The sequence below is a fragment of the Niastella vici genome (assembly GCF_002077945.1).
GTDB lineage: Bacteria > Bacteroidota > Bacteroidia > Chitinophagales > Chitinophagaceae > Niastella > Niastella vici.
Map to the genome: position 1 here is coordinate 96,909 of NZ_LVYD01000044.1, position 13,663 is coordinate 110,571.

A 13,663-nucleotide genomic window follows, 5' to 3' on the forward strand; every position below is an offset into this window, starting at 1 on the left:
TTAAATAGTTGAGATCAGTTGTTTGTTCTGTTGCGCTGTATGCTGTGCGATGTTGAATAAATACATCTTTTCATAATATTCCGCTGCCATCCTGTTGCTGTCGAAATAAGGGATAATATCCTGCATGCTGTTTTCTATAATAGACAGCCATCTGTCGGGATAATCGTAATACATGGGGATGATCTCTTTTTCAAGCAGGTCGTATAAGTTATTGGCTTCAATGGCGTCCTGCTCATGGTCCGACAAGCCTGGCGAAGCAGGAGGAATAACAAAACTGTTTATTTTATCTTTTGCAAATTCCGGAAACCATCCGTCGGGTATGCTCACATTAATGGCGCCATTCATGGCCGCAGCCATACCACTGGTGCCCGAAGCCTCATGCGTAAGGCGCGGAACGTTCAGCCAAACATCTGCCCCGTTCTTTAATAATTTTGACAGTTTTATTTCATACCCAATCAGCACCGAACAATTTTTGTATAACTTGGTAATATTTACAATTTTATCAAATATGCCTATCGAGGTGTAGTCCATAGGATAGGGTTTGCCGGCCCAGATGATCTGAACAGGTCTTTCTGTGCTGTTTACAATGCTGTTGAATCGCTCCATATCGTATAAAAGCAGGTCGGCACGCTTATAACCGGTGAACCGTTTTCCAAAAACAATGGTCAATACCTTTTCATCATAGATCTCTCCCGTTTGATCGGCTACTTCGTCAAAAAGGTTGATCTTTCCCTGCCGTTTTTTTTGTTGCAAGCCGGTCATATTGTTATTGGCTACCTCTTTATACATCTCATGGTTGGCCCAGTAAGTAAAGTTCTGGGCATTGGTGATCGGGATCACGGGGCAAAGATCGTTATATGGTTGCCACATTCTATTGAGCGTTTGAAGATGCATTTTAGAAACGCCATTTGCTATACCACATAGCCGTAACGCACTTAAAGTATGGTTCAATGTATGGTCTTCCATTTTAGTGATCATCCGCACTTCTGTAACAGGAATGCCGCAAAAGAATCCCATTTTTTCAAGAAGCCGGAAGTCTGTTTCACGGTTCCCGGCTTCCTCAGGGGTATGGTTGGTGAATACTACGCTGCCTTTTACTTGCTGAATATCTTTAAATTGATCGTACAGGTGAAACAGGAGGGGCACTGCATGTGATTCGTTCAGATGATATATTTCCGGTTTCCAGTTCAGGTGTTCAAAAAGTTTTGCTCCGCCCACACCCAGCAAAATAGCCGCAGCAATGGTAGTTTCGGGATTGGCATCATATAATTTATGAGAAATGGTTTTGGCCAGGTAGTCGTTTTCGGGCAGATCTGTACTTAATAAAAAAACAGGCGCGGTCTTAAATACTTCCGGTGGGAGGTAATAAGCCGTTACCCATACATCGTGGCCAGAGACCGTTATCGTGAATTTAATATCTGTTTTAATTAAAAAGCCGTAAATTTTTTCTTCAAACAGCACATCCATGGTTTGGTCACTTTTTCGTACCTGGTCATAATAACCATACTTCCATAAAATACCTACCCCAACCATGTTCTGTTTTAATTCAAAGGCACTGCGCATATGTGAGCCCGCCAAAAAGCCCAGGCCGCCGGCATATAATTTTAATGGCTGATGAATGGCGTATTCCATGCAGAAATAAGCAACCGGCAATGAATAGGCGGTTGCATACTGATAGGGATGACTAAAGGTGAAGCTCATATGCTATTCTTGTTGTATAACCGGTTTAGTATACGATGATAAAGTTTTGATTGTTTTGCATAGGGCAGCTGGTTTTATACACATAAATGTACAATACCCCATTTTTGTACTCTGCCGTGCCAAATTCCGTATCGGCATCATGTGGCAGATCGATGTTTCTTGTTATATACTGGTAGCGAAAGCCATGAAGGTGGTAATGTGCTTCCTCTATTGCGTTGGAAAATTCTTTCCGGGCAACAATTAACAAAGAACAACCCTGGGTCTTTATAAAGAAATTATTATTTTGAAACCCGGGCACCGGCATTTCAATTTGGTAGTAATCGGGGAATTCGATAATGTTTACCGGAGGTTTGCTGTTTTTTACCTGTATGGGCTCCTGCTCCCGGGTAAAAACCGGTTGATAGATGCCAGGATATATTGAGGCGCCTGTGTAATGATATTTTGGATTTTTAACCACAGTAATAACTTGTAATTGCAAGTTACTTTACAAGCACCCCTGTTTCACTGACCGTGATCAACCACCCATACGATTATAGTCAGCCCAGGCGGGGAAACTGACCGTAAAGGTAGTGCCCTCATTTTCTTTGCTTACAAATGTAATGTCACCGTTCAATAACTCCACATATCTTTTTACAATATTTAAACCAAGCCCGGTGCCCTGGATATTGGTTGCGTTGTTTGCCCGGTAAAATTTTCCGAACATGTTTTTTTGCTCATTTTCCGGTATGCCGATGCCTTCATCCTTCACCTTGATTGATGCCAGGTTGTTTTCTATTTCAACCGACAAATAAATGCTTTTTTGTTCTCCTGAATACTTGATGGCATTGGAAAGAAGATTAAGCAATACATTCCGTAATATCTTTTTATCCTGCACAATATTTCTGTTGCCATTAAATGAAAGATATATTACCTGGCCGGTCTTTAACAGGCAGTTCAATTCTTCAATAATTTCAGCAGAAAGCTCATACAGGTTTATTATTTCCGTACTTGCTTTTACTTTGCCCTGTTCCAGTTTGTCGAGGGAAAGGAAATCATCTAAAATATCGGTGAGGTTTTTAACAGCAGATTTGATGCGTGTTGTATGTTTTTTGCGGTTCTCTTCCTGTTCCTCTTTGTTATATTTGTCAATAAGTGAAGTGCTGGAAAGTATGGTGCTAAGCGGCGTACGGAATTCATGGGAAGCGATCGACAAAAACCTTGATTTTAATTCACTCAATTCTTTTTCCCTTTCCAGTGCTTCGGTAAGTTCGAAAGTTCTTTCAATCACTTTTTTTTCCAGGGCTGCAGCTTCCGATTCAAGAGCCGATTGGCTTTTTCGTAAAGCTTCCTCATCCAGTTTATGCTGGGTTATATCGGTGCTCAGGGTAATTAATTGCCCGGGCTTCAATGAATAGAAGCTACGATCGAACCAGCGGCCAATTGTATCGATATATTGCTGGTGTCTTACATGCTCTCCTTTTTCAACTCTGGAAATAATTTTGATCAGGGTGTCGTCCAGTGGGCCCAAAAACTCACTTCTAAAGTGACCAATTATTTCATTTCGGCCTTTCTGCAGAATGTGTTCGGTAGCCGGGTTTATTTCCAGAAATAGCAGATCAACGATATGTTCATTTTTATCTTTGATGATCTGCTGAAGCATGAACGATTCCTGGATCCCTTCAAAAATGAAATGGTATTCTTTTTCGCTTTGCCGGGCCTGTTCTTCGGTTTTTATTCTTTCGATTATATTAGTGACAAAGGCAACTGCGAGCTGCTCGCCGTAAAATTCATAATGCCCCAAACTGATTTCCACAGGAAATTGGATCCCGTCTTTTCTACGGGCAAATAAATTCAGCCCATAGCCCATTGACCGTACTTTGGGATTGGCAAAATACCCTTCAACGTGTTTTACATGCTTTTTTCGCAACGCTTCGGGTATCAGTATTTCTACTGGTTGGCCAATAAGTTCCTGGTTTTTATAACCGAAAGTTTTTTCTATACAGGGATTGGCCAATTGAATAAGACCTTCGCGATCAATTACTACAATACCAACAGTTGCGTATTGAAACAAGGCCTGGAAGCCGGCTTCGCTTTCGAATAATATAGTTTGAGGATCAGGCATTTGAAAGTCCAGTAAATAGTTTAAAAGATCTTTACTACTGGTACGGGGTGGCTTGAGGGTTTAATATTGGCGCTGCATCTAATATGTATTTGACATGTTGATAATTATATCGCTACTTCCCAACAGGCCTTTACCCTTTTCAAAGATAGGTAGATTATTGAAATATGCTGTCAGCTTGTTCCCGGGAAGGTCAGGAAGCGCATTGACGTGAGCCGGCATTTTTTCTATCCTGGCCCATCTCCTCAATTCTGTTCTTATGGAACATTTTAGCAAAATATGCCGTGATTTTTGAACAATAATACCCTCATATTTGGCCAAAGACACCCTCAACCCCATCTTAGGTTGTTATATTTTTGCATTAGTGAGCAAATCTGGTGGGGTATGAACAATTCTTCCCCCGTGTTGCCCGGGTTTGTTTTTGTTCTGAGCCCGCTTATATAAGGTCAGGATTTGAATTTAAACCTGTAATTTACAAACCGCTATATTGTACGATTTTGCTTAACGCCATGTGCCTGTTAATGAGAAACCAAATACATAGAGCTGTTGCTGTAGTGAGTATGCTGGTATGCATGTTGTGGCCCACCTTATTACAGGCTGAGTCTGTACCACAACTCGTTTTCCTCGATGATGAAAAGGGATTATCAAACAACACGGTACGTAGTATTTTCCAGGACCACAACGGGTTTATCTGGCTGGGTACATTTGATGGGCTCAACCGGTACGATGGCTACGATTGTAAAGTATACCGCCATAAAATGAACGATGCACATTCCCTGGTGCATAACATTATACTATCTATCACAGAAGACAGTCTGCACAATATCTGGGTTGCTACCAGGAAGGGGGTTAGCCGCCTTTCTCCGCTGTGGGATCAATTCAATTCCATATACCTGCGCGGCAACAAAAGCCAGCCACTGAATGCGGTGGTAAAAGACGTACGTGCCGATCGTAGCAATAATATCTTCCTGGCTACCGAGGGCATGGGTTTATTAATGTGTGCGCAGGGCGCGTTAGAGGCAGAGCCGGTGCCGCTGGTGCAGGCTGGCAGCACTATTACCGGCTATACCGTAAAAACAGTACGGATGGATGCAGCCGGAAATATGTGGGCGTTGGTGCAAAAGCACGGACTGGCACGCTATAATTATGCAACCAAACAGCTGGTGTTGGTAAATGCCTCCATACCCGATGCCGTTTGGCAGGAAACACAGGGCAGCAACCTGGTAATTGCCAATGGCTCATCATTATACGGTTATAATCCTGCCACTCCGGCGCCGGCAGTAATTTTTAACTATCAACAGCAGTTTCCGGATGCAGGTGATATTCTTACCTTTTTCATCGATGAAGAAGGCCGTTACTGGATAAGCACTGTATTAGGGAGCCTGCTCGCCTGGAAGCCGGGAGAGCGGGCTGCTACAGTGCTGTACAGAAAGGATGGCAGCCTGTCATTTAGCAGATTGGGGATACATACTATATATATTGATCACCAGAACCGCAAATGGATAGGCACGGCTACCAGTGGGGCTGCGGTGATTGATCCGCACAAAGATCATTTTCAAACAATCACCTGCGAACCCGGCAACAGCAATTCACTGGCCGATAAAGTGGTATCCGCCATATACGAGGCCGGCGATGGCTCTATGTATATTGGTACCGATGGCGGGGGCATATCTATATGGAACAGGAATGAAAACAGGTTTACTATCCTGAAAAGCCGCCCTGGCGATGTGTATTCTCTTTCAGACGCTGTTATTACAGCTATCAAAGCAGATAATAGGGGCTATATATGGGTAGCAACTTTTCGCAAGGGCATTAACCGCTATACACCGGCCACGCAAAAGATAGAGCATTATGCTTTGCCGAACCCTGTATATCATACTGATGACAGAATAGCTTACGCCGTGCTGGAAGATCACAACAAGCAGCTTTGGGTATCTTCCCTGCGCCTGAACAGTGTGTATGGCGCTTTGTATTTCCTGAACCGGGCAACCAATAAATTTGAGGCATTTGATGCATCGCTGTCTGATCTGTTCACTCTCTATGAAGATGGCAATGGCGTACTATGGGGTGGTAATCTTAACCAGTTGGTAAAGATTGACAGGGTTTCAAAAAAGCATAGCTTTTATAACATCGGCTATGCGGTAAGAAGTATTTATGAAGACAGCCATGGTAACCTGTGGCTGGCTACGGAAGGTGGTGGTCTGCAATTGTTCGACAGAATGCGCCAGCGGGTTATAGCCCGATATACAACTGCAGAAGGGTTGAGCAGTGATGTGGTGCTGACGATACTGGAAGATGGCAGCGGACATTTATGGCTAAGCACATTGAACGGACTGGTGCAGTTCGATATTAAAAAACGCGAGAGCCGCAACTTTTACCAGGCCGACGGTTTGCAAAGCAATCAGTTCCATTATAACAGCGCCCTGAGCTTACGAAACGGTCAGCTGGCTTTCGGGGGTATTAAAGGCCTGAACCTGTTTTACCCTGAAGCGATCCGCGGAAACCATACCATGCCACCCTTGCAACTGACAGCTGTTGCAATAAATAACACCCCGGCCCCGGACGACACTACTTTTATAAATCGGGTTTCGAATGGTAGCATTGCGGCTATTACTGTACCCTACAATAAGGCGGTACTTGCGTTTAAATATGCGGCATTGGAATACAGTGTACCGGGTAAGATCACTTACGCCTACTATATGGAAGGGTGGGACCATAATTGGAACTATAACGTTAACATGCGCACCGCCGCTTACACCCACCTCGATGAAGGCCATTATGTGTTCCGGGTAAAAAGCACCAACGGTGAGGGCGAATGGAACCCACAGCAAATTGCCATTCGCATTACCGTATTGCCACCCTGGTACCGTAGCTGGTTGGCTTACATGCTATATGGAATGTGCCTGATTGGGGCTGTATACCTGTTCGTCAGTTATAGAACACGCCAGAACCGCCTGCACTACGAAGTGAAAGCGGCACAACTGCAAGCCATGGAAGCGCAACTAAAAGCACAAAAGGAAAAAGAGGTACATGAAAAACGGCTCACCTTTTTCACCAACCTTTCGCATGAGTTTCGCACACCGCTCACGCTGATCCTGGAGCCCGTAAAGGAAATGATAGTGCAGGAAAAAGAGCCCACGCAAAAGGAAGATCTGCACATGGTTTTTCGCAATGCCCGCCGCCTGTTAAGCCTGGTAGATCAGTTGCTGCTGTTTCGCAAAGCAGAAACAGCCGCCGACACACTGCACCTGACCCGGCTGAATGCATCAGATCTGTGCAGGGAAGTGTTTTATAGTTTTGTTCAACAGGCGCGTATCAAAAAACTGGATTATCGTTTTGAGTGCACGAATGATGATACCGAATTGTGCGCCGACCGCGAGAAACTGGAGATAATGCTGTTTAACCTGTTATCCAATGCTATTAAGTTTACACCTGCGGGCGGTATGGTTATATTCAAACTGGCAGCAACAGATACAGAAGTGAACATCCAGGTGAATGACAGTGGTGGCGGTATTCCTGCGGGGGTAGGGGATAAATTGTTCAATCCTTTTTATCAGGTCAGGGACTCATTTACTGCAGGAAAAACCGGTTTTGGTATCGGTCTCTTCCTGGTAAAGCATTTTACAACCCTGCACCATGGAAAAATTAGCTACGAAAGCCGGGTAAACGAGGGAACTGCTTTTTCCCTTACCTTATTAAAAGGTACCCGCCATCTTGCCGGCTACGAGATCAACTACAGGGAGCAGCCCGCTGCTTCTGTAGCACCACTGCAAATACCAGAACAAACGGTGATCCAGGATAAAGGCAACGAACTGTCGACGCTGGTTACCGAGAAACCCACGCTGTTGATCGTGGACGATGATGAAGAACTGCGCAATTATATAAACAAAGTATTCAGCAGCGAGTATACGGTGTTACAGGCCATAGACGGACAACAAGGTCTTGCATTGGCGCAACAATATCTGCCTGATTTGATTATCAGTGACATCGCAATGGCCGAACTGGGTGGTATTGAGTTGTGCAAACAGGTAAAAGAAAATGCTTCATTATCACATATACCCGTTATTCTGCTAACCGCCAGCACCGCCCCTGAAACCCGGCTTAAAGGTATTGAGGCGGGGGCCGATGATTATATTACCAAACCATTTGAAAAGGAGCTGCTGAAAGCGCGGGTGTTGAGTTTGCTGAAAAAGCGTAACTCCTTACAACAATATTTCTATAACAAAATAACCTTACAACAAAACGATGGCAAGGTATCTGAGGAATACCGCGAATTCCTGGATAAATGTATCAGCATAGTAGAGGAACATCTGTATGATGAAACCTTTTCTGTGAAAACACTCACCACCCAAATGGGAATGAGCCGGTCGAGCCTGTACCGGAAAGTAAACTCTGTATCGGGCCAGTCAATCATCGGGTTTATCAGGTTTATTCGTTTGCGTAAGGCCGCCGAACTGATGATCAATACAGAGAACAATGTATCGGAAATTGCCACCATTACCGGGTTCAATGATATTAAATACTTCCGTGTGCACTTTTCGCAACTATTCGGCATGAATCCTTCAGAGTACATTCGCCGCTTTAGGAAGCCGTTCCATAACAACCTGCACCTCAATAAGAATATTCGCAAGCCAGAAGAGGGGAATTGAACATTTATACCCCTTTTTTTGGATAAAAGCACTACCCTGTTTCCATAATTCTGCTTCTATTTTTGGGTCGTTCAACCATTACGATTGCGATGTTATTCGCTTTCATTCATTCTTTAACAATTGCTGTATGAGAACAATCAGACCCTTCTTGTTGTCCCTGATGGTGCTGCTGCTGAGTAGCGTCTCCTGGGCCCAAAACCGAACTGTGACCGGTCGCATAGTTGATGCCGGCTCCAATGCTCCTGTGGCCGATGTTAACATTACTATTGAAGGTGGCCAAAGCGGTACCATTACCGATTCGGCCGGCCGGTTTACCATTAACCTGCCCAAAGGGCGTAAACTGGTTCTATCGCATATAGGGTATAAGTCCCTGAATCTAAAACCGGATGCTTCCGGAACCCTGACGATCCGGATGGAACAATCAACCGCCACGGAGCTCGACGATGTGATCGTGATCGGCTATGGTGCCCGGAAAAAAGCAACGCTTACCGGATCGATCGTACAGGTGGGGGAGGAAGTATTTAAAGACCGTCCTTTGCCCAACGCGGTAACCGCATTACAGGGCGAGATCCCCGGCTTGCAAATAACCCGTACTTCTGCCCGGCCGGGAAATGAGGGACTGGCTATTACCCTGCGTGGTGCATCGTCCACAGCGAATGTTGACCCCCTGATCATTGTTGACGGAGTTCCGGTGATCGGTACCTGGGAGCTTAACCAGATCAACCCGAACGATATTGAAAGTGTGAGCGTTTTAAAAGACGCTTCTGCCGCCATTTATGGAGCACGGGCGCAAGGTGGCGTGATACTCGTTACTACCAAAAGAGGCAAAGGCGGTAAAATGTCGGTAAGCCTGAATTCTAATTTTAGCCATAACACCATTGGTATTTCTGTGCCCTGGGCCAGCATGCCGCAATGGGCCACCCTTTACCTGCAAACTTCTACCTCCGATAAAAGAGATGTGGCGGGCAACCCCATTGAATGGTTTCCGCAATGGACGAAAGCCAACCTGCAGAAGATGGCTGATGATTCTTCTTTCGATTATACTGATCCCGGTGGTATTGTACACCACTATGCCGATAACAACTGGCAGAATGCGCTGTACGCACCTTCCTGGAGTAACCAGCAAAACCTGACGGTACGCGGCTCCGGCGGTAAAACAGCGTATATGCTTTCGCTGGGTTATGCAGATAATAAGTCTTTATTAAAGACCGCCTACGATGGCGAGAAAAAATATACCGCGCGTTTTAATTACGACTATAACATCAGCGACCGTGTAAAGCTTGAAACAGGCGTATCGTTTGATAACCGGCTGGTAAAAAGTCCGCGCAACGGTATAGGCAATGGTTATTTTGATGCGCCGATTTTCCCGACATACAACAAGTTAGGACAGTATTATGATGATTATGGTTACAGGAACCCGGTAGCCTTTACCCAATCGGGTGGTACCTCCAAAAACAGGGAAGGCATTGTTCGATTGAACAGCAAACTCACTGCAGAAATATTCAAAGGGTTAAAGCTTACCGGCAACGCCGCGATAGTAAAACGCGATGGCTGGAAAACCGAATACAACCAAACCTTTAACTTTTGGAACTGGCAGGGCACAAAGATCAATTCGGTACAATTTGGTGCGCCCAATAACCCTGCCTTAACAGAAACGATAGGCAATACCGTGTACCAGACCTACAGCGCGCAGATGGATTATAACAAAACAATTGCTGCGGATCACAATATTGCCGCCATGGTGGGTGCTTCTGCCGAGTTGTTTGAGGACAAAACCGTAAGCGCCACCCGCTCACAATTACAATACGATGGCCTGTACGATCTCAATTCAGCCATTTCTCCGGCTACGGTTTCCTATACTAACTCCAACTCAGGAGGTTCCTTCCACTGGGGCCTGGTATCCTACTTTACCCGCATCAACTACGATTATAAAAAGAGATACCTGTTGGAGTTTCTGGGCCGCCGCGATGGTTCATCACGCTTTAATGCGGTGAACCGATGGGCAAATTTCTACGGTGTATCCGGCGGATGGCGTATAACAGAAGAAGCCTTTATGCAACACATAAACTGGCTGAACGAGTTAAAAGTGAAAGCAGGGTATGGCGTAACCGGAGGACAGGGTGGTGCAAAACTCCTGGGCTACTACGATTACCTGGCGCAGGTAAATACCGGTACCGCGTTGTTCGGTTCTACCCCCGCTTTACAACCTGCCAATAATACAAATACGATCACTACCAACGAGCGCAGTTGGGAAAGAATGTCTAAGAAGAACATAGCGGTAGAGTTTGCAGTGCTGGCAAACCGGTTGAATGGTACGTTTGAATTGTTCGAGAACAGGAACGTAGGCATGCTTGTAGGTTTGATATACCCGAGCGTTCTTGGCGGATCGGCGCCTACCACCAACAGCGGTAACCTGCGTACCCGCGGATGGGAGCTGACCCTGAACTGGAAAGACAAAGCAGGTGATGTAACGTACAACATAGGTGTTAACCTGTTCAATGCAAAGAATACCGTAATCGCTTTCGCCGGCGCCAATACCTGGGGCGAGGGTAAATATACCAATCCCCGGGAAGGCTATCCTTTAAACAGTATTTATGTATATAAGACCGATGGCTATTTTCAAACCCAGCAGGAGGCCAATGATTATTTTGCCAAATACGGTGCTTCAGGCCGGGTAGCCAGCTATAACGGCGGCGCTGGCGCCACCAACGTATTACGCCCCGGCGATCTGAAAGTGGTTGACCTCGATGGCGATGGAAAAATAACGGCTAACGGAACCGGCGTTAAAGGGAGCGGTGATCTGTATTACTATGGAGATGCCGACCCCCATTACCAATTCGGTGTAAACCTGGGCGCCCAATGGCATGGCTTTGATTTCAGCGCTTTTATACAGGGTGTTTTTAAATGGAATATTCTGCGGGTTGGTAATGCCCGTGCACCGTTCTTCCGCAACTACGCGAACGTAAATACCACCTATATTGGTAAAACATGGACAGCCGATAACCCCAATGCGCAATACCCAAGGCTTTCGTTCGACAGCAATATCAACAACTGGAACTGGCTGTTTAACGATGTGAATGTACAGAACCTTCGCTATGCAAGATTAAAATCACTGGTGATAGGCTACACACTGCCACAGACTGTATCATCACGCATCAGGGCCGACAAGCTCAGGGTATTTTTCTCGGGCAATGATCTGTTTGAGCTCACTTCGGTGCGCGACGGCTTTGATCCCGAACGCGGAGAAAGTGCCGATAACAGTTATCCTTTCTTCAGGACCTGGTCATTCGGCCTCAACCTTACCTTCTGATTTCTTTGATTTTAAAAAACGATAGTTATGCCTACTATAAAAAAATTGATTGCTATAACCGGATCGGCTTTAGTATTGTTGTCATCCTGCACCAAGACCTTCCTTGACCTGGACCCAACTGACAAGGCAACAGAAGCCGTTTATTATAAAACACCCGACCAGTTTAAAGCCGCTGCGAATGACTTCTATAATAAGATGATCGGTTTTAAATCGATTGATAAAAGTAGCATTTATGGTTGGATGGATTGGGGGAGCGATCTGCTGAACCCCGGCTACGGCTGGCCTTCCGGCCTCAACGCCACCGATCTTTACTGGAACAACCCTTACGCGTATATCCGCGCCAACAATATCCTCATCGGTAAAGGGGCGCAGTATGCCGGCGATTATGCAGGTATTAAGCAATACGTGGCCGCTGCCTATTTCTTCCGGGCCTGGCATCATTTCTTCCTGTTAAAACGCTTTGGCGGCGTGCCGATAGATACCGTTGTAACAGATGTAAACAGTGCGTTATTGAAAGCGCCACGCAACAGCCGCTATGAAGTTACCAAACAGATCCTGAGCGATCTGGATGTGGCCATAGATGGCCTGCCGCTGGAAGCCAGCATTGCCGCGGCCGACAAAGGACAGGTGAGCAAACAGGCTGCCATGGCATTTAAAGCAAGGGTATTGTTATATGAAGGCACGTATGAAAAATACGTAGGCAAGGCCACCGATGGCGATGGCGTATCATCAGGCGCCGGCAGTGCCGGCTACGATGCCGGTAGTGTAACCAAATACCTTACCGAAGCAGCTTCGTTAAGCCAACAGGTAATGTCTTATACCGACTATTCCCTGTTCAGCGGTGTTGACTCGCTCAGTTACCGGTATCTTTTTATCCTCGACGATGCCGCCTCTAATCCAAGGGGGTTAACAAAAACAGCCAACAAGGAATATATCCTGAGCAGCCGGTACGATTATACCCTGTTACAGGGGGCAACCAACCTTACCCATACAGGCGGCGGCGGTATTTCAAGAAAGCTGATGGATATGTTCCTGTGTAAGGATGGTTTGCCATTCAGCGTATCGCCCCTGGCACAAGGGTATGCTAACATGACCGACGAGTTCACCAACCGCGAATCGCGCATGACCTGTATTACCGGTGCGCCTAAGCAAAAGTATTGGGGCTTTAGCTCTGCTTACGGCGCCAATTATACGCTGGCCAACTATTTAACCGTGTTTAACTGGCCTGCTTATATCAACGTGTCGTACCCCGACCTGAGCAATGGCGGCAGTGGCTACGGCAACCGAAAATGGAGCAGCGAAAGTGTTAACCGCAACGACAACCAGGAATCGTACGACTACCCGCAGATACGCCTGGCCGAAGTATACCTCACTTATGCTGAAGCCAAATGCGAACTGGGCAATGGTGCTATTTCAGATGCCGACCTGAATATTTCCATCAACAAAATAAGAGCGCGTGCCGGCGCCGCGGCATTAACCAATGCCCTGATTGCGCCCTACCCTTCATTGACCATGCTGGGGGAGATCCGCCGCGAACGTACGCTGGAGCTGCTGAGCGAGAACACCCGTTTTACCGATCTTTTTCGTTGGGGCATAGCCGAGCAGGAGTTGAACCAGGTGCCTATGGGAATGATCGTTAAATATAACGGGCAGCCAACAGAGATAGCAACTTTCACCAATCCTTATACTAAGAACCCTGCTTATAAGGCCAGCACCTATCCTTTTGGGGTAGATGCAACAACGGGCGCAGTAATATTGAGTGGTCCGCCTACAGTGCCTATGACCAAAAAGAATTATCTCACGTCTATTCCGCTCGACCAGATCAATCTTAATACGAACCTGCTGCAAAATCCGCAGTACTAAGACTGGTGTATATAGGTTAATCTGATTATATAAAATAACAAG

The 13,663-nt window shown here is 45.9% G+C and carries 6 protein-coding genes; 3 read left to right on the plus strand and 3 right to left on the minus strand.

Annotated features, from left to right (window positions below; translation table 11 throughout):
• Genes glgP through A3860_RS14515 form a run of 3 tightly spaced genes read right to left on the minus strand, consistent with a single transcriptional unit; the run spans position 1 to position 3,802 of the window.
• Positions 1–1,701: an alpha-glucan family phosphorylase gene (gene glgP, locus A3860_RS14505; RefSeq protein WP_081147436.1), complete on the minus strand. Its 1,701-nt coding sequence runs from the start codon at positions 1,699–1,701 to the stop codon at positions 1–3.
• 25 nt (positions 1,702–1,726) lie between these two features.
• Positions 1,727–2,158, minus strand: coding sequence for an Hsp20/alpha crystallin family protein (locus tag A3860_RS14510; protein ID WP_143774101.1), 432 nt, complete (start codon positions 2,156–2,158; stop codon positions 1,727–1,729).
• Between the two features lie 57 nt (positions 2,159–2,215).
• Positions 2,216–3,802 (minus strand): sensor histidine kinase, encoded by a 1,587-nt coding sequence (locus A3860_RS14515; RefSeq protein ID WP_081147438.1) that lies wholly within the window; start codon positions 3,800–3,802, stop codon positions 2,216–2,218.
• 518 nt (positions 3,803–4,320) lie between these two features.
• Here A3860_RS14515 and A3860_RS14525 point away from each other — a divergent pair.
• The 3 genes from A3860_RS14525 to A3860_RS14535 all read left to right on the plus strand — a co-directional run bounded on the left by A3860_RS14525 (position 4,321) and on the right by A3860_RS14535 (position 13,621).
• Positions 4,321–8,448, plus strand: a complete 4,128-nt coding sequence (locus A3860_RS14525; RefSeq protein ID WP_158085256.1) for a hybrid sensor histidine kinase/response regulator — start codon at positions 4,321–4,323, stop codon at positions 8,446–8,448.
• Positions 8,449–8,575: 127 nt separating this feature from the next.
• Positions 8,576–11,758 carry a SusC/RagA family TonB-linked outer membrane protein gene (locus A3860_RS14530; RefSeq protein ID WP_081147441.1) on the plus strand — a complete coding sequence of 1,061 codons (3,183 nt, stop codon included), beginning with the start codon at positions 8,576–8,578 and terminating at the stop codon, positions 11,756–11,758.
• Positions 11,759–11,785: 27 nt separating this feature from the next.
• On the plus strand, positions 11,786–13,621 hold the full coding sequence (locus tag A3860_RS14535; protein WP_081147442.1) for a RagB/SusD family nutrient uptake outer membrane protein: 1,836 nt from the start codon (positions 11,786–11,788) through the stop codon (positions 13,619–13,621).
• Positions 13,622–13,663: the final 42 nt, after the last annotated feature.